This is a genomic window from Mycobacterium stomatepiae, from assembly GCF_010731715.1.
Classification (GTDB): Bacteria; Actinomycetota; Actinomycetes; order Mycobacteriales; family Mycobacteriaceae; genus Mycobacterium; species Mycobacterium stomatepiae.
In genome coordinates this window covers 3,635,307-3,655,111 of the sequence record NZ_AP022587.1, presented here as the reverse complement: position 1 = coordinate 3,655,111, position 19,805 = coordinate 3,635,307, and the positions used below count along the sequence as shown (strand labels likewise).

21 protein-coding genes and 4 pseudogenes are annotated in these 19,805 nt (G+C 67.2%); 14 read left to right on the top strand and 11 right to left on the bottom strand.

The window, feature by feature from the left end; all coding sequences use genetic code 11:
• Positions 1–21: 21 nt before the first annotated feature.
• Together G6N54_RS17210 and G6N54_RS17205 are read left to right on the top strand one after the other, a co-directional pair.
• Positions 22–1,314: an acyltransferase family protein gene (locus G6N54_RS17210; RefSeq protein ID WP_179969079.1), complete on the top strand. Its 1,293-nt coding sequence runs from the start codon at positions 22–24 to the stop codon at positions 1,312–1,314.
• Positions 1,311–1,778 (top strand): hypothetical protein, encoded by a 468-nt coding sequence (locus tag G6N54_RS17205; RefSeq protein ID WP_163791154.1) that lies wholly within the window; start codon positions 1,311–1,313, stop codon positions 1,776–1,778. Before G6N54_RS17210 ends, G6N54_RS17205 begins: the two co-directional genes overlap by 4 nt.
• Here the strand turns inward: G6N54_RS17205 and G6N54_RS17200 are convergent.
• Genes G6N54_RS17200 through G6N54_RS17185 form a run of 4 tightly spaced genes read right to left on the bottom strand, consistent with a single transcriptional unit; the run spans position 1,775 to position 4,853 of the window.
• A complete protein-coding gene (locus G6N54_RS17200; RefSeq protein WP_163791153.1) occupies positions 1,775–2,437 on the bottom strand; it encodes a response regulator in 663 nt (220 codons plus the stop codon). The genes G6N54_RS17205 and G6N54_RS17200 overlap by 4 nt on opposite strands.
• Positions 2,434–3,576, bottom strand: coding sequence for a MacS family sensor histidine kinase (gene macS / locus G6N54_RS17195; RefSeq protein WP_232072862.1), 1,143 nt, complete (start codon positions 3,574–3,576; stop codon positions 2,434–2,436). The genes G6N54_RS17200 and macS overlap by 4 nt, the downstream gene beginning before the upstream one ends.
• A gap of 48 nt (positions 3,577–3,624) precedes the next feature.
• Positions 3,625–3,915, bottom strand: coding sequence for a YiaA/YiaB family inner membrane protein (locus G6N54_RS17190; protein WP_163791151.1), 291 nt, complete (start codon positions 3,913–3,915; stop codon positions 3,625–3,627).
• Between the two features lie 44 nt (positions 3,916–3,959).
• Positions 3,960–4,853, bottom strand: coding sequence for an alpha/beta hydrolase (locus G6N54_RS17185; protein ID WP_163791150.1), 894 nt, complete (start codon positions 4,851–4,853; stop codon positions 3,960–3,962).
• Between the two features lie 127 nt (positions 4,854–4,980).
• Here G6N54_RS17185 and G6N54_RS17180 point away from each other — a divergent pair, with 127 nt between their 5' ends.
• The 3 genes and pseudogenes from G6N54_RS17180 (at position 4,981) to G6N54_RS17170 (ending at position 8,245) form a co-directional block, all read left to right on the top strand.
• Complete coding sequence (locus G6N54_RS17180) at positions 4,981–6,069, top strand: NAD(P)H-dependent amine dehydrogenase family protein (protein WP_163791149.1); 1,089 nt, start codon at positions 4,981–4,983, stop codon at positions 6,067–6,069.
• 19 nt (positions 6,070–6,088) lie between these two features.
• A complete protein-coding gene (locus tag G6N54_RS17175; RefSeq protein WP_163791148.1) occupies positions 6,089–6,832 on the top strand; it encodes a glucose 1-dehydrogenase in 744 nt (247 codons plus the stop codon).
• A gap of 34 nt (positions 6,833–6,866) precedes the next feature.
• Positions 6,867–8,245, top strand: a pseudogene (locus tag G6N54_RS17170) (FAD-binding oxidoreductase).
• Between the two features lie 95 nt (positions 8,246–8,340).
• Here the strand turns inward: G6N54_RS17170 and G6N54_RS29545 are convergent.
• A complete protein-coding gene (locus G6N54_RS29545; protein ID WP_170313021.1) occupies positions 8,341–9,207 on the bottom strand; it encodes a hypothetical protein in 867 nt (288 codons plus the stop codon).
• Between the two features lie 108 nt (positions 9,208–9,315).
• Between G6N54_RS29545 and G6N54_RS17160 the strand changes: the two genes are divergently transcribed.
• Positions 9,316–9,816, top strand: a complete 501-nt coding sequence (locus tag G6N54_RS17160) for a MarR family winged helix-turn-helix transcriptional regulator (RefSeq protein ID WP_163791147.1) — start codon at positions 9,316–9,318, stop codon at positions 9,814–9,816.
• A gap of 22 nt (positions 9,817–9,838) precedes the next feature.
• Here the strand turns inward: G6N54_RS17160 and G6N54_RS17155 are convergent, their stop codons facing one another.
• From G6N54_RS17155 to G6N54_RS30635, 4 genes and pseudogenes are all read right to left on the bottom strand, one after another.
• Positions 9,839–10,390, bottom strand: coding sequence for a TetR/AcrR family transcriptional regulator (locus tag G6N54_RS17155; RefSeq protein ID WP_163791146.1), 552 nt, complete (start codon positions 10,388–10,390; stop codon positions 9,839–9,841).
• Between the two features lie 54 nt (positions 10,391–10,444).
• Complete coding sequence (locus tag G6N54_RS17150; RefSeq protein WP_163791145.1) at positions 10,445–11,278, bottom strand: thioesterase family protein; 834 nt, start codon at positions 11,276–11,278, stop codon at positions 10,445–10,447.
• 19 nt (positions 11,279–11,297) lie between these two features.
• Positions 11,298–12,133 (bottom strand): annotated as a pseudogene (locus G6N54_RS17145) (SMP-30/gluconolactonase/LRE family protein).
• Positions 12,130–12,338 (bottom strand): annotated as a pseudogene (locus tag G6N54_RS30635) (hypothetical protein); the annotation flags it as partial. The pseudogenes G6N54_RS17145 and G6N54_RS30635, both read right to left, overlap by 4 nt.
• 103 nt (positions 12,339–12,441) lie before the next feature.
• Between G6N54_RS30635 and G6N54_RS17135 the strand changes: the two are divergent.
• The 4 genes from G6N54_RS17135 to G6N54_RS17120 all read left to right on the top strand — a co-directional run bounded on the left by G6N54_RS17135 (position 12,442) and on the right by G6N54_RS17120 (position 16,273).
• The gene (locus tag G6N54_RS17135; protein WP_163791144.1) at positions 12,442–13,323 is read left to right on the top strand and encodes an acyl-CoA thioesterase; all 882 of its coding nucleotides are present in this window, start codon (positions 12,442–12,444) and stop codon (positions 13,321–13,323) included.
• 16 nt (positions 13,324–13,339) lie between these two features.
• Positions 13,340–14,254, top strand: coding sequence for an LLM class F420-dependent oxidoreductase (locus tag G6N54_RS17130; protein WP_163791143.1), 915 nt, complete (start codon positions 13,340–13,342; stop codon positions 14,252–14,254).
• Between the two features lie 18 nt (positions 14,255–14,272).
• Positions 14,273–15,445, top strand: coding sequence for an acyl-CoA dehydrogenase family protein (locus G6N54_RS17125; RefSeq protein WP_163791142.1), 1,173 nt, complete (start codon positions 14,273–14,275; stop codon positions 15,443–15,445).
• A 90-nt stretch (positions 15,446–15,535) separates the two neighbouring features.
• Complete coding sequence (locus G6N54_RS17120; RefSeq protein WP_232072861.1) at positions 15,536–16,273, top strand: ZIP family metal transporter; 738 nt, start codon at positions 15,536–15,538, stop codon at positions 16,271–16,273.
• Between the two features lie 8 nt (positions 16,274–16,281).
• Here G6N54_RS17120 and G6N54_RS31135 read toward each other — a convergent pair whose 3' ends face one another.
• Entirely contained in the window at positions 16,282–16,413 is a 132-nt protein-coding gene (locus tag G6N54_RS31135) for a hypothetical protein (protein ID WP_264078213.1), read from the bottom strand.
• A gap of 90 nt (positions 16,414–16,503) precedes the next feature.
• On the opposite strand from G6N54_RS31135, the gene G6N54_RS17115 reads away from it, so the two are divergent.
• Positions 16,504–16,812 (top strand): helix-turn-helix domain-containing protein, encoded by a 309-nt coding sequence (locus tag G6N54_RS17115; protein ID WP_372513192.1) that lies wholly within the window; start codon positions 16,504–16,506, stop codon positions 16,810–16,812.
• Here the strand turns inward: G6N54_RS17115 and G6N54_RS17110 are convergent.
• The gene (locus G6N54_RS17110) at positions 16,796–17,470 is read right to left on the bottom strand and encodes a DUF427 domain-containing protein (RefSeq protein WP_163791140.1); all 675 of its coding nucleotides are present in this window, start codon (positions 17,468–17,470) and stop codon (positions 16,796–16,798) included. The two genes, G6N54_RS17115 and G6N54_RS17110, sit on opposite strands and share 17 nt — an antisense overlap.
• 26 nt (positions 17,471–17,496) lie before the next feature.
• On the opposite strand from G6N54_RS17110, the pseudogene G6N54_RS17105 reads away from it, so the two are divergent.
• From G6N54_RS17105 to G6N54_RS17095, 3 genes and pseudogenes are all read left to right on the top strand, one after another.
• Positions 17,497–18,342, top strand: a pseudogene (locus tag G6N54_RS17105) (CoA transferase); the annotation flags it as partial.
• Between the two features lie 164 nt (positions 18,343–18,506).
• Positions 18,507–19,088, top strand: coding sequence for a hypothetical protein (locus G6N54_RS17100; RefSeq protein WP_163791139.1), 582 nt, complete (start codon positions 18,507–18,509; stop codon positions 19,086–19,088).
• Entirely contained in the window at positions 19,088–19,792 is a 705-nt protein-coding gene (locus G6N54_RS17095; RefSeq protein WP_163791138.1) for an NIPSNAP family protein, read from the top strand. The genes G6N54_RS17100 and G6N54_RS17095 overlap by 1 nt, the downstream gene beginning before the upstream one ends.
• Positions 19,793–19,805: the final 13 nt, after the last annotated feature.

The window sequence follows — 19,805 nt, the reverse complement described above, 5'->3', positions numbered from 1 at the left end:
GCTGCTCGCGATGCTTTGTGGGTGCAACCACTTCCCACCCCCGCCGAACTGGCCGCCCAAACCCCGGCCGACCGCGACCGCGCCCTGGACGTCATCCGCATCGTGTCCCTGATCGGCGTCGTGACCGGTCATACCGTGATGGCGATCAGCGTCATCCGTAACCACGTGCTCATCTGGGACAACCTGCTGACCACCTCGGTGGTGTTTCAGGCTCTCACCTGGGTCCTCCAGATCATGCCGCTGTTCTTCTTCGCCGGTGCCGCGGCGAGCCTGTTGTCCTGGCGGCCCGGCACCAACTGGGGCGGCTGGCTGATGAAACGTTGCACCAGGCTGTTCCGGCCGGTCTTCTACTATCTCGGGTTCTGGGCGGTCGCGCTCACCCTGCTGTATCCTTTTCTGCCCCAGCACATCTACGAGCCCATCGCCGGCGTCAGTATTCAGCTGCTGTGGTTCCTGGGTGCCTACGTGCTGGTGTTGGCCGCGATGCCGGCCCTGGCCCGGATCACCACCCGCACCCGTTTAGTCGCGGGGGTGGGTGCGGTCTACGCGACGATCGCCCTGATCGACGTCACCCGACTGCACTGGCCCGCAGCGTCGGCGCTGGGGTATCTCAACATGGCGGTTTGGCTGATCCCGGCCATGTTCGGCGTCGCTTACCGACGCGGGCTGCTCACCGGGCGTGCCGCACTGGTAACAGCGGCGGTCGCGTTCGCGGTCGACCTCGCCCTGGTGTGCTTGGGTCCGTACGAAGTCAGTCTGGTCGGCACCGGGCATCACGGTCTTTCCAACACCAGCCCGCCGTCGCTGCTGCAGGCCGGGCACGCAATCGTGCTGAGCGCGTTGGCGATCGCCGCGATGCCCGCGATCACCCGATGGGCGCAGCGGCCACGCGTGTGGTGGTGGACCGCGCTCGGCAACTCCGGTGCGATGACGCTGTACCTGTGGCACATGCCCGCGCTACTCGGCATGCACCTGCTGTTCGACCTGACCGGTCATCCGCGCTACCCCGGCCAGCCGGACTACCTCGCCATTAGCGTGATGCAACCGCTCCTGATGGCCGCGATGGTGGCGGTGCTGTTCCTGGTGCTGCGGCCGCTGGAGAACAACCCGCTGGCCGGCTGGGACGGCGCTGCGGTGATCACCTCGGTCGGCCGGGGTCTGGCCGCCGGGCTGCTGCTGTGCATAGCGGGCGTGGCGACGCTGGCGTCGATCAAGTGGGGCCTCAAGGACAATGGACTGATGTGCGTCGCGACGATGGTGACCGCCCTGCTGGGCGCTCGGGCACTCGCCGCGGCCGGTCGGGCGCGGCCGTGAAGTCCCTGCCGCAGTCGGCCGCGACGGTCGCGATCGCACTGCTCTGCCTCGCCGGGGCCGCAGTCAACGGACTGGGCTTTGTCGCCTGCGACCTCGAATTGACGAAACTGGTTCGCGGCCTTGGGTTCTTGTCGCCACTACTGCTCGCGGCACCGACCGGGATGGGATTGCTCGTCGTGGGGTTGCTCGAAGCCGTCGCGGCTGCGGGCTTGTTCGTCGGCGCGGTCCTGCTAATGTGCCGCCGCCGTGCCGGCGTCTGGTTCAGCCTGGTGGCATCCGTGTCGGGATTGCTGGCAGGCTTACTGCTGGTGACGCATATCGTCTCGGCCCCACTGGTGTTCGGCAAGGAGATGGCCGGGCTGCCCACCGATGCGGTGTCGTGGAGCGTCTTCGCTTACGCGCTGCTGACCACGATATCGACTGTGGCCCTGAGTCTTTCGGCTCCTAAGCCGTATCAGGCTTAGGAGCCGCCGTCGAGGCCGTGTTCGATGGCGTAGCGGGTCAGCTCCACGCGGTTGGCGACTTGCAGCTTTCGGAAGGTCGCCTGGATGTGGTTTTCGACGGTGCGGTGGCTCAACGACAGGCGTTCGGCGATTTGCTTAGCCGACAGTCCTTTAGCCACGTGGCGCAACACCTCGGTCTCGCGCTCGGTCAAGCTGGGGCCGGCCGGCCCGGTGTTCTTGCTCTGGGCGATACGGCGGTATTCGCCCAGCACCAGTCCGGCCAGGCTGGGGGTGAACACGGCCCGCCCTGCGGCGGTGGCCGCGACGGCCTCGGCCAGTTCGGCTTTCGAGGCGCTCTTGACCAGGTAGCCGGTGGCGCCGGCCTTGACGGCCTCCAGGACGTCGTCTCGTTCGTCCGAGGCCGACAGCACCAGCACCCGAGTCTCGGGTGAGACCGCCAGCACCTCGGCCGTCGCCTGCGCACCGTCGCCGTCGGACAGGCGCATGTCCATCACCACCACGTCCGGCTTGACCACGGCCGCCCGGCGCCGGGCGGCGGCCACGCTGTCGGCGGTGGCGACGACGTCGAATCCGTCGTCGGCAAGGTCGCGGGCAACGGCGTCACGCCAGATCGGGTGGTCGTCGACCACCATCACCGTTGCCGCAGTGTCGTCGGTCATTTGGTCCCCCCGTCGCGCGGCACGGACAGCTCCCATTCGGTGCCCTCACCCGCACCGCTGCGCAGCAGCGCGCTGCCGCCCAGCGACTCCAGCCGTCCCACAATCGATTTCGAGATCCCCAGGCGCCCCTGCTCGGCGGCTTCTTGCAGCCGGCCGTCGGCGATACCCACACCGTCGTCGCGCACGCTGACCGTGACGGAATCGCCCAGATCTTCCAGCAGCACGAACGCGTGGGCGCCCGCGCCCGCATGCGCGCTCACGTTGTCCAGCGCGTTGCCCACGGCGGCGGCCAGCTCTGCGGCCACCCGGCGGGGCAGGGTCACCGGCGTCCCCGGCAAGCTCAGCGATACGCGATCGGATTCGCGGTGGCGCAGCAGCGTGCGCAGGTCGATCGTGGCGCGGTCCCCGTACTCGTCGATGCCGGTGGAGGTGACCCAGCGCCGTCGCGCGCGTTCCTGCTCGCTGGCGAGGTCAGCCAATTCTGCTGTGGGTCCGCCGATTTCGTGGCCGCGCTTGGCGACCAGCGCCAGCACTTGGATGGCGCCGTCGTGCACCTCGCGCGACAGCCGCTCGCGCTCTTGAACCGCGGCGGACAGTTGCGCGGCGCGTTGCAGGTCGGCGTGGGCGCGTCGCGCGGTTTGGGCGGCCAGTCCGATCGCCATGCCGATCGCCAGTTCGATGATGATCGAGGCGTTGTGCGTCATGTTGAGGTCGAAGTAGTTCTTGACGGCGAAATTGGTGGCCATCACCACCAGACCGGTCAACATCCCGCGAACCGGGCCCAACTGGATCGCGGCCGAGATGGTGGGATTGCTGGCCCACAACGTCGTCGGCCAGGTCTGGTTTTCCGACGCCCAGTGCTCGAACGTGATGACCCTGTTGGACCACATCAGGGCCACGACGATCACGAGCTCGGCGACCACCCACGCCGGCTTTCGGCCGAACCCGCGCAAGTAGGCGATCGCGCAGGCCGCGCTCCAGCCGATCAGCACCGCGAACAGCACCCAGCCCAGCGCGGGCCGGCGCAGGTCTGGATTGATGGCGATCTGGAAGCCCAGCGCGTAAAGGCAACTCAGCAGCCGAAATACCTGCGCCGCACGCCATAGCGGCGTCGTCGGATCGGGATCGGGGCGCGTCATCGGGCCCAGCATAAGTCGGCGACGGCCCGGCGCGGGCTCACCCAAGGATCAGGTCGCGGTGGTGAACGGGTTGTGTTCGGCGAACAGCTTCTCCATGCGTGCTTCGTCCAGACGCACCCGCACGGTCGCGGCCTCCTGGTGATCGCGGATCACCTTGGCCAGCGTGAAGGCGCTCGAGACGAGGAACAACACGGTGATACCGAGGAACAGCCGCTGCCATGAGTCGAGCGGGAGGTAGAGGATTCCGCCGAGCGCGCTGACGAAACTGACTCCGAAAGCGACGGCGGCCTGAATGAAAAAGGCGGCGGTGTTCTTCGACATGCCATTGGGAATTTCCATGTGTTCCAGCATGCGAAAGCGAACGCTCGCCGGACAGCGTAGGACTACTCAGATTTCAGATGCTTGTCGAGGAACGCGAGCTGATCGCCGACGACCCGCTCGAACGCGTCGTCGACGTAGATCGCGAAATGCCCCTCGGGGTAGGTGTGTACCTCGCCGCGCGGCGCCTTGGCGGCGTGGCGCAAGGTGGCGTCGGCGGGGGCCAGGGAGTCGTATTCGCACACACAGAACAGGATGGGGCAGCCGATCTTCGCGGTCAGCAGGCCGGGCCGGTAGGTGAAGATTTTCATCGTGATGCGGGCCGCGATCTCGTTGCGCAGCTCGACGCCGTCCGGGACCAGCCGCAGGTAGCCCGGGTAGGAGTCGGGCGTATTCATCAACGCGACGTCCCCGGGATGGCCCGCCGTCGCGATCATCACCGGGGGGCGTCCCAGCCGAGCACCGATGACGTCGCGGATCGCCCGCCCGGCGATGCGCGCGGTCGCCCACGGATGGGAGATGGTGCGCGCCGAGGCGAGGCTGTCGGTAAACGGGCATTGCACGACGGCGGCGGCGATCCCCGGCAGCCGGGCCGCGGTGGTGATCACGTGCCCACCCCCAAAAGACGTGCCCCACAACGCGATTCGATTGTGGTCGACGCCGTCGAGCGTGCGGGCATAGGCCACTGCGGCGGCCCAGTCGGCGAGCTGCAAGTCGATGTCGAGAACTTGGCGCGGCTGACCCTCGCTGTCACCGAAGTTGCGGTAGTCGAAGACCAGACAGGCGTAGCCGGCGGCGCTGAACCGTTCGGCGTAGGCATCGAGGCGCATGGTGCGCACCGCGCCCAGGCCGTGGGCCATCACCAACAGCGGCGCATCGCCCACGGTGGCCGGTCGATAGAGCCAGCCGCTGATCCGGTCGTCGCCGGAGGTGAATTGGACATCTTCGTGCTGAGTCATCGGCGTTCCATTCTGCCTGGCTGCGGTTAACGCCAGCGCCGCGGTTAGGTCCAGCCCTATCGGCGCCCCGAAAGTTATGGACTAGTGTCTAGAAAAGCTTTCCTGGCCGCAAGGGACGGAGACTGTCATGGTGATCCGCGTCGCGCACGTCGGCACCGGAAATGTCGGGGGCCTGGCCCTGGCCGAACTGATCTCTAACCCCCAGTTCGAGCTGATCGGCGTCAACGTCTCCACGCCGGAGAAGGTGGGCCGCGACGCCGGCGAACTGTGCGGCGTCGGCCTGGACACCGACACCGTCACCGGCATCAAGGCCGTCGACGACCTGGACGCCATCATCGCCGCCAAGCCCGAGTGCGTCGTCTACTGCGCGATGGGTGACACCCGGTTACCCGACGCGATGGCCGACGTCATGCGCATCCTGGCCGCCGGCATCAACGTCGTCGGGTCCTCGCCCGGGCTGCTGCAATTCCCCTGGGGCGTGATGCCCGACAAGTACATCGCTCGGGTGGAAGATGCTGCCCAGCAAGGCAATGCGAGCATCTTCATCAGCGGCGTCGACCCGGGATTCGCCAACGACCTGATCCCGTTCGCGCTTGCGGGGACCTGTCAGCGCATCGAGCAGGTGCGCTGCATGGAGATCCACGACTACGCGTCGTACAACGGCACCGAGGTCATGGACTACATGGGGTTCGCCAAGCCCATGGACGAGATCCCGATGCTGCTGCAACCGGGCATCCTGTCCATCGCGTGGGGCACCGCTATCCGTCAGCTGGCGGCCGGCCTCGGCATCGAGGTCGACGCGATCACCGAGTCCTACCAGCGCGAACCGGCTCCGGAGGACTTCGACATCGCGATCGGCCACGTGGCCAAGGGCACGGTGGCGATGCTGCAGTTCGAGATTCGCGGCATGGTCAAGGGCCACCCCGCCATCGTCATCGAGCACGTCACCCGGCTGCGCCCCGACCTGCCCCAGCCCGCCTCCGGCGACGGCTCCTATCGCGTCGAGATCACCGGCGAGCCGTCGTATGCCGTTGACATCATTCCGAGCAGCCGCAAGGGTGACCACAACCACGCCGCGATCGCCGGAGCGGCGGGCCGCGTCGTCAACGCCATCCCGGCGGTGATCGCGGCGCCACCGGGCATCCGGACCACCCTCGACTTGCCGCTGGTAACCGGCAAAGGGCTTTACGCACCAAGCACTTTGGTGACCACCTGAATCGAAAGGAGACCCTCACGTGGGTCGGGTAGACGGGAAAGTTGCACTGATTAGTGGCGCCGCCGGCGGGATGGGCGCCGAGGACGCGCGCCTGCTCGTGGAGGAGGGCGCGAAGGTGGTGATCGGCGACATCCTCGACGACCAGGGCAAGGCGCTGGCCGAGGAGATCGGCGACTCCGCGCGCTACGTGCACCTCGACGTCACGCAGCTTGACCAGTGGGAAGCAGCGGTCGCCACCGCGATCAGCGAATTCGGCAAGCTCAACGTGCTGGTCAACAACGCCGGCACCGTCGCGCTCGGGCCGCTGCGGAGCTTTGACCTGGCCAAGTGGCAGAAGGTCATTGACGTCAACCTGACCGGGACATTCCTGGGCATGCGGGTGGCCGTCGACCCGATGATCGAGGCTGGTGGCGGCTCGATCATCAACGTGTCCTCGATCGAGGGTCTGCGTGGCGCACCCATGGTGCACCCGTACGTCGCGTCCAAGTGGGGCGTGCGCGGTTTGGCCAAGTCGGCGGCCCTGGAACTGGCGCCGCACAACATCCGGGTCAACTCCGTGCACCCCGGGTTCATCAAGACCCCGATGACCAAGCATCTGCCCGAGGACATGGTCACCATTCCGCTGGGCCGGCCCGGGGTGGTGCGGGAGGTCGCGACGTTCGTGCTGTTCCTGGCCAGCGACGAGTCGTCCTATGCCACCGGCAGCGAGTTCGTGATGGACGGCGGGCTGATCACCGACGTGAACCACAAGGACTTGTTCTGACGCGCAGTTGCCGGCTGGTGCTATAACCGCGAACATGCCGGGCAGTTTGCACGACCTGAAAGGGATCGTCGGACCGACGCACGTCGTCACCGACCCCGACGTGCTATCCGGGCGCAGCGTCGACCACACCGGCCGCTACCGGGGCCGCGCCAGCGCGCTGGTTCGCCCGGGGTCGGCCGAGCAGGTCGCCGAGGTGCTGCGGCTGTGCCGTGACGCCGGGGCGCACGTCACCGTGCAAGGCGGGCGCACCTCGCTGGTGGCCGGTACCGTTCCCGAGCACGACGACGTGCTGCTTTCCACCGAAAGGCTGTGTGGGATAAGCGATATCGACACCGTCGAGCGTCGGATTGCGGTCGGCGCGGGCGCCACGCTCGTCGCGGTGCAACACGCCGCGACCACGGCGGGACTGGTGTTCGGTGTCGACCTCGCCGCGCGCGACACCGCGACGGTCGGCGGCATGGCCTCGACGAATGCGGGCGGGTTGCGCACCGTCCGCTACGGCAACATGGGCGAACAGGTCCTCGGTCTGGATGTGGCGCTGCCCGACGGGTCGCTGATGCGCCGACACAGCCTGGTGCGCAGCGACAACACCGGATACGACCTACCGGCACTGTTCGTCGGCGCCGAGGGCACTCTCGGTGTGATCACCGCGCTGGATCTGCGGCTGCATCCCACACCGTCGCACCGGGTCACCGCGGTGTGTGGCTTCGACGGGCTTGACGCACTGATCGACACCGGCCGCACGTTCCGCGACGTGGACGGGATCGCCGCACTCGAGTTGATCGACGGCCGCGCCGGGACGCTGACCGCCGAGCACCTCGGATTCGGGGCCTGACCCTCGCCAGCGCGGCCGTGAGCTCGCCGGTCGAAGGGAACTGGCTGCTGCTGGTGGAGCTAGCCGCCGATCACGATCAGACCGAGCGGCTGGCCGACCTGCTCGCCGACGCACCAATGTGCGGCGAGCCGGCAGTCGGCGTGGATGTTGTTGCTCAGCAACGACTTTGGCGTGTTCACGAATCGCTGGCCGAGGTGCTCGGCGTGTACGGGCCACCGTTGAAGTTCGACGTGTCGTTGCCGTTGGCGGCGATCGCCGGGTTCGCCACGGACGCGGCCACGTTGATCGGCGAGCGGGTCAGCGACGCTGTGCCGGTGTTGTTCGGCCATGTCGGCGAAGGCAACCTGCACCTCAACGTGCTGCGCGTGCCGGTCGACGAGGAGAAGGCGTTGTACGCGCCGATGATGGACTTGATCGCGCAGTGCGGCGGCAACGTCAGTTCCGAACACGGCGTCGGCAGCCGCAAGCGTGCCTACCTCGAAATGTCCAGGGAACCAGCGGATATCACTGTGATGCGGTCGGTCAAGGCCGCGCTGGACCCGACCGGTTACCTCAATGCGGCGGTGCTGTTCGACTAGTCACGGCTTCCGGCGACGATATTTCGGGCGGCGGGCAATGCCCGCCGCCCGAAATCGTCCCCCCACCGGGCTGGCTTCCCGCTGACTGTGCAGCACTAGCGATGGCCGCCGCCTCCGAAGCCGCCACCACCGCCGAAGCTATGGCCGCCGCCTCCGAAGCCGCCGCCACCGCCGATAGCTGGGCCTGCGCCGCCGCCGATAGAGGCAGGGCCGCCGCCGATGGCTGGGCCTGCGCCACCACCGATGGCTGGGCCGGGGCCGCCGCCGATGGCGGCAGGGCCGCCTGCGCCGCCGCTGGTGGGGCCGACGATGACGGTTCCACCGCCGGCAGGGGCTCCGCCGCCGCCATCTGTCGGGCCAACGACAGCGGTCCCGCCGCCCGAGGGGCCGCCGGCGGGAGCTCCGCCGCCATCTGGTTTAGCGGGCACCACCGTTGCCGGGGTATCTGGTTTGCCGGGCACCAGCGTTGCCGGGGTGTCTGGTTTAGCGGGCACCAGCGTTACCGGAGGTACTGGCGTTGCCGGCGTAAGCGGTGTCCATGGCACCGAGTGCGGCGGGCTCGGAGGCGGACACCAGCCCGGGGTGTTCCACAACGGGTCGTCGAGGTACCACGGATAGATCGGCCAGATCAGCGGGTAATTCTCGTTCTGCCGTTGGCAGAACGCCTGGGCCTCCGGGCTGTTGTCATTGATCGGGGTGGGGCCCAAGCACAGCGGTGGCGGTGGCGGTGGGCCCGGGGGCGGCGACGGGTCGGTTTCGGTGTCCACCAATCGGATCGATGTCGATTCGAGAGCAGGCCCCGGCGTACCGGGTTGCGCGGCTTCGAACACGGCGAACATCGCGGTTGCAGCCGTCGCGGCAAGAACTGCCGACTTCAACCGGGAGTGCGATCCGCCGCAGCCGCGGATTGTGTGCTGCCGCTGGTGCTTTCCATCGGCGGCCCGCATTCCCTTTGTCATCATCTGTGGCCTTATCGTCAACTGACGTATGTGATCAGTAATTAAATATATGATTAGACAATAAATATATGATCTAACGAATCCTAAGCAGGCGGCCCTATACTGTTAACCGTGGTTGTCAAATCTGACGTAGAGGCGCCCCAGACTGATTTCGGGGAGGCGTTGCGGGTTGCGTGGTGGAGTTACTCCCAGCGCATCGATGCGGAGCTGGCGGCTATTGGTTTGCCAGGTCGTGAGTTCCCACTGAACTATGTGTTCGCGCTGTACGGTCAGCCCGGCCCGATGACGATTTCGGAGATGGGTCGGCAGTTTGCTATCAGTCGTCAGGCGGCCAGCAAGATCACGGCCGAACTAGGCCGGCTCGGGTATATAAGGGTGGCTGCGTCGAGGACCGATCAGCGGGAGAAAGTGGTGGAACTCACGGCAAAAGCGGTCGAGCTCGTCACGGCGCGCCGGAGCGCGGCAGCCGCGCTGGACGGGGAAATCTGTGAACGCCTGGGCTCGGCCGGGCTTGCCGAGCTGCAACGTGCCATGGAAACCGTGGGTGAGGTTTCCATGGGTAAGAAGCGCCTCGATTTCGGCAACCTCTACCGCTCACCCAAGCTGTGGTGAGGGCGTTGCGAAGCGGGGACCGCTAGTCGACAGTCGGTTTGATTCCGACGGCGTGCCGCAGCTGGGCCAGGAACTGCTCGCCGTCGTCGCTGCGAACGATGTAGTGCGAGATGGCGATTCGGATCACGGTCGCCGCCTTCACGGCGGCGTTGGGTCCGGGCAGGTGCCGTTGCAGACCGTCGCGCATCTGCGGGATCACGTGGGCGAACTGAGCGATGGTGTGCTCGGGTTCCACATCGACCATGCGTACACCCGAGTAGGAGTGCTGGTATTCGACTATGAATCGCAGTACGGCATCTAGCTTTTCGTAGCCTTTGAGCCCCGCGGTGGCTCGCACCAAACCGCTTTCGAAAAGCTGGCGCTCGTATTGTGAGAACGCCGACAGCAGCTCTTCTTTGGACGCGAACCAGCGGTACAGCGTGGGGCGTGAGACCCCGGCCTGGGTGGCGACCTCGGACAGGCTGAGTTTGGTTTTGCCGTTGCGCCCCAGCACCTCGGCGGTCGCCAACAGGATCCGCTGACGCGTCGACGTGTCCGCATCGGTCGCGGTCATCGCGGCGGCCGGCTCCGTCATATCAGAAACTTTACGAAGAATTGCCGAACTCGCCATCCTCGTTCCCCTCCCACGTCAGGCTTTCGGTGGCCGGCGGCGCACCAGGACGGACTGCTGGATAGCGCCGACCGCGCCCTGCTCGTCGTACAACGTGCCGATCGTGGACCCGATGCCGTCCGGCCCATAGCTGGTCTCCGCGCGAATGCCGACCCACTCCCCGTCGGGAACGCGAAAGACGTGCACCGCCAAATCGGTGTTCAAGAAGGTCCACTTGGTGATGTCGAGCTTGCTGCCGATGCCGTTGGCGCAATCGGCCACCGCGAACAGCCGCTCCAGCTGCGTCATCGTCTCGCCCTGGACCAGGTCGACCTCCGGCTTGATCCACGATTCGCCCGCGCCCGGCTTCAGTGGCTCGGTCAGCCAGAGCCACTGAAGGCTGTGCACGTAGTTGCGGTCCCACTCCTTGGCCTTGAGGTTGCGGTTGCGGGCTTCGGCGCGCGGCCGGGGCAGCTCGGCCGCCGCGTGCGCGATCGCCTGGGTGTCCTGCAGCTGCAGCCGCCAACCACTGGCGCGCGCGACGGGCCGGGGCGCGCCGTCGGGGCCGGTAGCCAGCATCTCGGCGGTCACCAGCTCGATCTGCTTGCCGCCGCGCTGCACCCGCGCGCTGACCCAGAGGTCGCCGTCGGCGGGCACCCCGCCCAACAGGTCGATCACGACCCGCGACAGCCGGGTGTCGTCGCGCCGCTCGCAGCGCTCCAGCGCCCGGACCAGCAGCGCCGACACCGGGCCGCCGTGCTGGATCGCCGCCGACCAGGTGCCGCGAGCCAGGTCGGTCGCGCGGAACTTCTCGCCCAACGCGTCGGCCAGGCCACCAGGGGGGTCGATCAGCTCGTAATAGGAGTCGGTCACGTGTCTCCTCTCGGGTGTCTCAGGGCGACCCGGTGCCGGGCGTGGCGACCTGCACGGCGTCGAGCTGCGATCCCCGGGTGCCCACCAGGCGCTGAGGATAGGCGTCGGTGCTCGACAGCAGAAACAGGATGCGGCGTTCGGGGCCGCCGGCGCGCAGGCGATCGCGACCCGCTCGCCCATATCGATGCGATCGGTTACGGCGCCGCCCTCGACGATCCGCTCGAACTGGTGAGCCAGCGTCATCGACGTCCACACGCCGCCCTCGGCGTCCAGCGCGATGCCGTCCGGTGGCCCGTCCAGGCCTTCGGCGAAGACCCGTCGGTCGCCTAGTGCGCCGTCGTCGTCGATGGTGAACGCGGTGAGCCGGCGGCCGATCGATTCGGCGACGATCAACGTCTTGCGGTCCGGCGTGATGACCATGCCGTTGGGAAAGTCGAGGTCTGAGGCGACAATGGTGGCCTTGGCTGCGCTGTCGTCGGGATCGAGCCGCACGATGACGCCGCCCCCGAGAGCTTGGGGGGCCTGGGAGCCGATGTAGGCGCGCCCCGCGTCGTCGATGACCATGTCGCCGAGGTTGGCCGGCACCAGGCCGGTCAGGTCGGCGACCGCTACCACGCTTTCTCCGTCGTAGCGCAGCACCTGCCGGTCTTCGGCCGAGGCGATCAGCAGCGATCCGTCGGGGCGAAAACCCAGGCCCGACGGCGAGTGCCCGGGCAGCGGCAACGTAGTCAGCGCCCCGCCCAGGGTCGAGGTGTGTACCGCTTCGCCCAGCATGTCGGAAAACCACAGCAGGCCCTCGAACCACCGGGGACCCTCGCCGAAGCAGAACCCGTTGGCCAACGGCTCGGGGATCATCGGCTCACGCCTTTACAAAACACCGCAGAAGTGTCATGCAATGTCGGCGCTGGTGTCAATCGGCCCGAGCGAGCTCCCGCGACAGCCTCGTGATACGCGTCTGTCCGCGCGGGCTTGGCCTGCTCGAAGAGCCGATCGGGCAGCGGGGCGCGTTGGGCGCCTCAATGGTCATGGTGCGGGAAAAGGGCGTGATGTCCTGTTGGGGGCCGTCCAAAGTGCTTGTCGGAGGCTTGTTAGCCAAGCTTTACAAATCCGACCCAAAGTGTCACGCTGAGCCGGAAGCTGGCATCGCGAGAGGCGGATCGGATTTGACCACGGAATCTGCGCAGACCGAGTGGACGGTTCGGGGCCTGCTGGATCTGTTCGACGTCCAAGCCACTGGGGACGACCGGTTCACCGGGGACACCGGCATCGCGGTTGGAGACGAACGTCAGGTGGTGGAAGGCACGCAGGTGCTCGCCCAGGCGATCGTCGCGGTGGCAAAACGCTTCCCGGACAAGTCGGTGCGCTCGGCGCACGCGGTGTTCGCGCGCGCGGTGGTCGTCGGCCCGCCGATCGAGCTCGTGCTCGACGTCGTGTCCGAGGGGCGGTCGACAGCGACCGCGGTCGTGGCCGTGCACCAGAACGGGCGCCGCTGCCTGAGCATCACGGTGCTGGCCGACGTCCCGACGGCCGACGTCATCCGCCACCACCTGCCCAAGCCCGACGTGGCGGCCCCCGCCGACGCGATCCACTCGCCGATGCCGATGGTCGGCCGGGAGCTGCGCCTGGTCGACGTCGTCGACGTCAACAGCCCCGACGAGGTCGGCCCGCCGGAGCTGTACGCGTGGCTGCACTACGACCCGATTCCGGCCCGCGACGATCTGGCCAAGGCGCTGTTGGCGTACTTCACCGGCCACCTCGGGATCTCCACCACCATGCGTGCGCATGCGGGCATCGGTACCGCCCAGGCGCACCTGACCGTGTCCACCGCCCCGATGAGCATCTCGGTGGCGTTCCACGAGCCGGTGAGCTGGAGCGGCTGGCTGCTCTACACCCACGAGAGCACCCAGGTCGGCGCCGGAATGTCGTATGTGCGCGGCGCCGTGCACTCGGAGGAGGGCGAGCTGCTGTGTTCGTTCGCGCAGGAGGCGCTTATCCGGCCGCTGCGCACCAGCGACACCTCGATCGATTCGCGCGCTCGCTTCTGACGGCTGGGCGACCCCGATGCGCTTCACGATCACCCACCCGATGCACAGCCACCCCTACAACCCGGAGCTGGTCAGCGGGGAGGGGATCGGGAAGGTGGCCGCGGCCACCGAAGCGGCCGGCATCCACGGTTTCGGCCTGACCGATCACCCCGCGCCGTCGCAGCGGTGGCTGGAAGCCGGCGGCCATGACGCGTTAGATCCTTTCGTCACACTGGGTTTCGCGGCCGCCACCACGTCGACATTGCGGCTGATCCCCAACATCGTGGTGCTGCCGTACCGAAACCCGTTCGTGGTGGCCAAGTCCGGAGCCACTCTGGACATGCTGTCCGGGGGGCGCTTCACGCTTGCAGTCGGCGTGGGCTACCTCAAGCGCGAATTCGCCGCGCTGGGTGTCAGCTACGACGAACGCGCCGAGCTGTTCGAGGAATCCCTGCAAGTGATCCGGGCGATCTGGTCTGGCGACGACATCACCTTCGAGGGAAAGCATTTCAGCGCGCGCGGCATCACCGCACACCCCCGGCCCGTCGACAGCCCGCCGATCTGGATCGGGGGCAACACCACGACGGCCCGACAGCGCGTCGCGCAATACGGCGACGGCTGGTGCCCGTTTCCCGCCCCGCCCCAACTGGCGCAGACGGCAGGGACGGCGGCGATCACCTCCACCGAGGAGCTTACGGTGGCCATCGACGATCTGTGGCGCCGCTGTGATGCGGCGGGCCGCGATTGGTCGGCGATCGACATCACCTTCGCCAACTTCGACGGTGGCAGCCCCGCCGACGATGAATTCAACGCCGACGCCTACCTCGACGGCCTGGACAAGCTGGCGAAGTTGGGAGTCACCTGGACGAGCGTCCACCTGCCCGGCGACAGCATCGCGCACGTGCTCGAAACCCTCGACCGTTTCCGGACCCTCGTTGTCGACGCGGCCTAGCTGGATTTAAAGACGGCAATGGACTTCTCGCGCGTCGACCTCTCGCCCGAGGATCAGGAATTCTTCGATCAGACCCGGGCGTTCATAGCCGAACACGTCACCGAGGAAGTGCTGCGCCGGGATCGCGAAACGGGCGAGAACTTCAGCGAACCAGTGCATTTGGCGCTGGGCAATGCGGGCTATCTGACGTCGGATTTCAAGCTGGAGTCCGAAGGGGGATTCGATCCGGTGCGCCGGCGCATCTTCCACCTCGAGATCGGTCGTGCCCACACGCCGTGGTTCCACTGGGGGACCACCGCGGTCGTCGCGAAGTTGGTGCGGCAATTCGGGAAAGCCGAACTCGTCGACGCGGTGCTGCCGGGCGTGCTATCCGGCGCGATCCGGCTATGCCTGGGCTACACCGAACCCGAGGGCGGCTCCGACGTCGCGACCTGCAAGACCCGCGCCGTGCGCGACGGTAACGAGTGGGTGATCAACGGCTCGAAGATGTTCACCTCGAACGCGCAGAACGCCAAGTACGTCTTCCTGCTCACCAACACCGATCCGCAAGCACCGAAACACAAGAGCCTGACCGTGTTTCTGGTGCCACTGGACTCGCCGGGTATCGAGATCCAGGGCATTCGCACCCTGGACGGCGACCGCACCAACATCGTGTACTACAGCGACGTACGGGTCGACGACCGCTACCGGATCGGAGACGTCAACGGCGGCTGGACTGTGATGCGATTCGCCCTCGACGCCGAACACGGCATTGCCGAAACCGAAGACCATGGCCTGCAGAATCTTTCGATGATGTCCGAGCACGGCCACCTGATGGCCGAGGCGGCCGACGGAGTGGCGGCGATTCTGTCCAGACCGGATGCCAGCGGGCGTCGCCCGATCGACGACGAGTCGACGAAATACCGGCTCGGGCGCAGCCTCGCCCGCATCGAGGTGGCGCTGTCGACGCCGGGCATCTACGGACGCGTGGCGCTGATTCAGACCATGCGTGACATCTCACCGGAATTGATGGACATGCTCGGCGCGGCATCGGTATTGCCCACCGACACAACGGGTTCCGCGGGTGACGGCGCCGTGGAGTTTATCTTCCGCCACGGCGTGCCGGCCGGGATCTACGGCGGCAGCTTGGAGATCTTCCGCAACATGATCGCCCAGCACGAGCTGAAGCTCGGGCGTCCCAGCTACGGCTAGCGGCCTGCGGGTCTCCCCACCCGAGTCGCCGCCATACTCTAGAGGCCGTGCTGCTCCGAGTGAACGGACAGCGGAAAGGTGGGCGACGCGGTGGCCGTTCTAGTGGCCTTCGGTTCGTTCCTGACGACTTTGCTGGGCGGTTACGCGGCGCTGCGTGTCGGTTCCTACCGTTATCTCGTGCTCGGCCTGGTCGCCGGGCTGATGCTCGGTGCGGTGAGCTTCGACCTGCTGCCCGAGGCGCTGAGCCATGGCGGCGTGTGGGCACTGTTCGGCATTCCTGCTCCGCTGGTCGCATTCGTTCTCGGCTTTCTCGTGTTGCACATCGTCGAACACACCGTCGGTATTCACCGCGATCAGACGTCGAACGCCGCTGATCTAGCCGAAGCGCCCAGCGTCGGCCTGGTGGCCGCATCGGGGCTGGTGGGCCACAGCGTAATGGACGGATTCGCCATCGGTGCCGCCTTTCAGGCGGGGGCGGGGGTCGGAACGGTGGTCGCGGTGGCGGTGATCGGCCATGACTTCGCAGACGGCTTCAACACCTACACGGTGACGTCGATTTACGGCAATGACCGGCGAAGGGCGCTGACACTGCTGGCCGCCGATGCGGTCGCACCTGTTGTCGGCGCGGCTCTCACGCTGACGGTGACGATTCCACACCGCCTGCTAGCGGTCTACCTCGGTTTCTTCGCGGGATTCCTGATGTATTTGGCGAGCGCCGACATGCTGCCGAAAGGCGCACACGGGCCACCGCACTGCTGCCACCCTGGCATGCACCATCGGCGGGGTGCTGTTCATGTTCGCGATCGTCGCGCTGGCGAACTGAGATAGCCGCCCTCTCACACCTTGTATGTTGTTGTCCGCCAGAGGATTTCCGAAAGCGCCATGGCGACCCGCTCCGCCGAGGTGTCATCGACGACGAGCTGGTGACAGCAGCGCTCGAACATCCACGTCATCGCCGCGGCCAGCATCTCCGGGTCCGCGGGCGCGTCGGGACTGCCCTCCCAGCGTTCCCGCAGGTATCCGGCCGTTTGGCCTATGACATGTTTACCGACATCGGCATGGCAGCTTTTGCCCAGCGGGCTCGACTCGAACTCGGGGCCACAGGTGAAAAGCCGCGTGAAAAGCTGTCCCTACGAACGGGTTCGGGCTTAACTCCCCGTGAGGCCCAAATCGCCGCGCTGGCTGCCGGCGGGGCCACCAACGCCGAGATCGGCGCACAGCTCTTCATCAGCGCCAACACTGTTGCGTACCATTTGCGCAAGGTATTCACCAAGCTGGACGTCACCGCACGGCGCCAACTCGCCCCCGCGGTAATCGGGGCATCTCCATCGTGGCCGCCCGCCCGCTCGGCTAACTACGGCGGTTGACGGGCAGCTCGGCCAGCACGTCTACCCGCGCCTCGTCGAAACTCAGAAAACCCTTGATGGGCATGCTCTCCGGCAGAGGATCCTGGTAGCTCCACGCGATGTTTTCGACCTCACCGGCGGACCAGTACGTCGCGAAACCCTTGTAGTTGCAGTAGCTCGTCGTCTCCGTGCGCCGGAGCAGGTCGGTGCGCACGTGTACGGGATCGACGTAAAGCTTTGGTGCGAGCGCAGTTTCGAACACGATCACCGTGTCGCTGGTATCGACTAGCGTGGTGCCCGCGACGCTGACGCGCAGCCGGCGCGAGGTGGGGCGGCAGTCAACGCGGTGGTACGGATTCGGTGGATAGTGAACGAGTTTGCGGCCCTCTTCCAGCCAGGTGTCCACGGCGTCCCACGGCACGTGGACGTACCCGGGGACGTGCGGCTCGGGTTCGGTGGGCAGCTCGTCGACCTCGTCGGCGCGGAACAGATAGCTCAGCGGCTGGCCCGGCCGGTGCACCATCAGCACCCGCTCGGTGTCGATCACCGCGCGACCATCCTTGAACGCCTGGACGCGGCGCGGGTGCGGCTCGATATAGACCGCCCCGGCGGGCAACGGGGGAACGAACCGTCCAGCCGGATCGCTGCTGAGCGGACCACGCCCGGCCACCAGACTCATGGCGTCAGGCTAACGCCGCCGCGGCGAACTTCGAGTCGCTGTCGGATCGCTACCCCCGGCTCGTCTACGGCCTGATCACCGGCTACGGCCAGACCGGCCCCGACGCCGACCGGGCCGCCTACGACGTGGCCGCGTTCTGGTCGCGCGCCGGGGTGGCCCACCTGCTCACCCAGCCCGGCCAGACGCCGCCGTTCCAGCGCGGCGGCATGGGGGATCACTCGGCCGGCATGACCCTGGCCGCGGCCATCTGCGCGGCGCTGCTGGCCCGCGAGCGCACCGGGACCGGTCAGCTGGTGACCACCTCGCTGTACCGGCAGGGTGCCTACACCGTCAGCTTCGACCTCAACACCTATCTGCTCACCGGCCAGCCGATCGCGATCGGCCAGCGCGAAACGATGGGCAACCCCTGCATGAACAACTACGCCGCCGGTGACGGGCGGCGGTTCTGGATCGTCGGCCTCGAAGGCGACCGGCACTGGCCGCCGCTGTGCCGGGTTGTCGGCCGCCCCGAATGGCTCGAGGACCCGCGCTTCAGCGACGCCGCCGCCCGCTTCGTCAACGGCCCCGAGCTGATCGCCGCGTTGGACGAGATTTTCGCGACCCGCTCGCTCGACGAATGGGCGCAGGCCTTCGCGGCCGAACCGGACTTTTTCTGGTCGCCGATTAACTCGATCGAAGACGTCGTGGCCGACGAGCAGTTCCACACCGCGGGCGGCATCGTCGACGTCCCGGACGGCCAGTCCAGCATCGCGATGGTTGCCACCCCGGCGGATTTCCACGGAACGCCGTGGGCGCCGCGTTCGCCGGCGCCGGAACTCGGGCAGCACACCGACGAGATTCTGGCCGAACTGAAGGCCCGCCGTAGCTCCTGACCACTCGGGAGGAGCTTTACAAAATTCGGCAGAAGTGTCACGCTGTGCCATGAGCCGCGTCACCGCTGGGTGAGGCGGTGTCAGCCCTTGGGACGCCCATGACAAGCGCTGCAGCTGCCTTGGAGCCAACGCACTCCGCGGTGTGGCGGTGAGGAACGGATTTGATGGTCACTCCGACGTTCGACATCGGCCAAAGCGGGCGTGTTAGCGGTGGACGAGCAACCCACGGCAACGGCGAGTGTCTGCGGTATCGGCTGGACGTGGTTGCCGGAAGCGCCGTCGATGTCGTGCACTCGGCCGGCGGGTGGCTCTACGACCGGGTGATGGCCGGTTGGGAGGTGACCGTGCTGCTGCCGGGCAGCTGCGACACCCGCCCGCTGCGCATCCTCGGGGTACGGGTGCTCAACACCGAGTCGGAGTACGTGCCGACCGCCGTCGGTTCGACGAGTCACACCCTGGCCGTCAGCGCCGAGGCGTTCACCGCGGACGCGCAAGTGCGGGACAAGGTGCTCAAGTCCCTGGACGACCGGCTGACCGAGGTCGCGCTGTGGGGCGACGGATGGCCGTTGGGAGTGAACCGCGGAATGACGCGCGCCCAGCACGTGCTGTCCGCTGCGGCGCGCAGGTTCAAGGGCTATGCCCTTGCGGCAGCGGGGGTCCCGTCTGCCTTGGTGGAACCGACCGAGACGCTGCTGTGTGCGGCGAGCAATTCGCACGGCGCTGCAGAGCCGGTCCGCCTCGACTGATGAAGAAGTATTACGGCCACACCCTGCTCTACCTGCACGAGACGATCTCGCTTGGATCCGGCCGGAGCGACCGCTTCACCGAGGTTTTCACCGAGACCTACCAGCCGATGATGGACGAACTCGGCGCCCGGCTGTTCGCGATCTGGGAATCCACGCCGTACAACGGCCACTGGCCGCAGGCGACGATCATCTGGGAGATCGACGGCTTCGCCGACTACGCGAGGATCGGGGCGGCGCAGGCGCGCGGTGGCAGTCACCAGGCCGCGGCCGGAAAGTGGTCGGCGTTTCTGGCCGAGACCGGCGCGTCGGGCGAGGGGCGGATCATGTACCCCGGACCAAGCAACAAGACCCTGGCCCAGCTGCGCGAGGCCGAATTCAGCGCGCCACTGGTGATTCAGGAGATCATGCAAACCAAGCCCGGGCGCCAGGACGACTACATCCGCGAGCTGGAACGGCTTTACGTCCCGTGGTCGGAGCGCACCGGGAAACGCTGGCTGGGTTCGTTCACCACCACGTTCCGCTTCAACGAGGTCATCCACTACTGGGCGCTGGACGGCGGCTGGGAATGCTTCGCCAACCACTACCCCTCGTGGAAGGACAGCCCGCCCGCCGAGATCGTCACCTGGATGAGCGTGGCGCCGGCCCTGCGCGACGGCTGGGAAGACTCGATTCTGCAGGCCCTACCGCCCTCCCCGCTGCAGTGACCGCCGCGAACAC

What these genes read in the sequence shown, in the direction of transcription:
- G6N54_RS17185 (WP_163791150.1), bottom strand. Translation starts at nt 4,853, where the DNA reads ATGACTCAGCACGAAGATGTCCAATTCACCTCCGGCGACGACCGGATC.
- G6N54_RS17110 (WP_163791140.1), bottom strand. Translation starts at nt 17,470, where the DNA reads ATGAGTCTGGTGGCCGGGCGTGGTCCGCTCAGCAGCGATCCGGCTGGA.
- G6N54_RS17155 (WP_163791146.1), bottom strand. Translation starts at nt 10,390, where the DNA reads ATGACGGAGCCGGCCGCCGCGATGACCGCGACCGATGCGGACACGTCG.
- macS (WP_232072862.1), bottom strand. Translation starts at nt 3,576, where the DNA reads ATGACGCGCCCCGATCCCGATCCGACGACGCCGCTATGGCGTGCGGCG.
- G6N54_RS17125 (WP_163791142.1), top strand. Translation starts at nt 14,273, where the DNA reads ATGGACTTCTCGCGCGTCGACCTCTCGCCCGAGGATCAGGAATTCTTC.
- G6N54_RS29545 (WP_170313021.1), bottom strand. Translation starts at nt 9,207, where the DNA reads ATGATGACAAAGGGAATGCGGGCCGCCGATGGAAAGCACCAGCGGCAG.
- G6N54_RS17200 (WP_163791153.1), bottom strand. Translation starts at nt 2,437, where the DNA reads ATGACCGACGACACTGCGGCAACGGTGATGGTGGTCGACGACCACCCG.
- G6N54_RS17190 (WP_163791151.1), bottom strand. Translation starts at nt 3,915, where the DNA reads ATGGAAATTCCCAATGGCATGTCGAAGAACACCGCCGCCTTTTTCATT.
- G6N54_RS17115 (WP_372513192.1), top strand. Translation starts at nt 16,504, where the DNA reads ATGGCAGCTTTTGCCCAGCGGGCTCGACTCGAACTCGGGGCCACAGGT.
- G6N54_RS17095 (WP_163791138.1), top strand. Translation starts at nt 19,088, where the DNA reads ATGAAGAAGTATTACGGCCACACCCTGCTCTACCTGCACGAGACGATC.
- G6N54_RS17130 (WP_163791143.1), top strand. Translation starts at nt 13,340, where the DNA reads ATGCGCTTCACGATCACCCACCCGATGCACAGCCACCCCTACAACCCG.
- G6N54_RS17100 (WP_163791139.1), top strand. Translation starts at nt 18,507, where the DNA reads ATGGTCACTCCGACGTTCGACATCGGCCAAAGCGGGCGTGTTAGCGGT.
- G6N54_RS17180 (WP_163791149.1), top strand. Translation starts at nt 4,981, where the DNA reads ATGGTGATCCGCGTCGCGCACGTCGGCACCGGAAATGTCGGGGGCCTG.
- G6N54_RS31135 (WP_264078213.1), bottom strand. Translation starts at nt 16,413, where the DNA reads ATGCTGGCCGCGGCGATGACGTGGATGTTCGAGCGCTGCTGTCACCAG.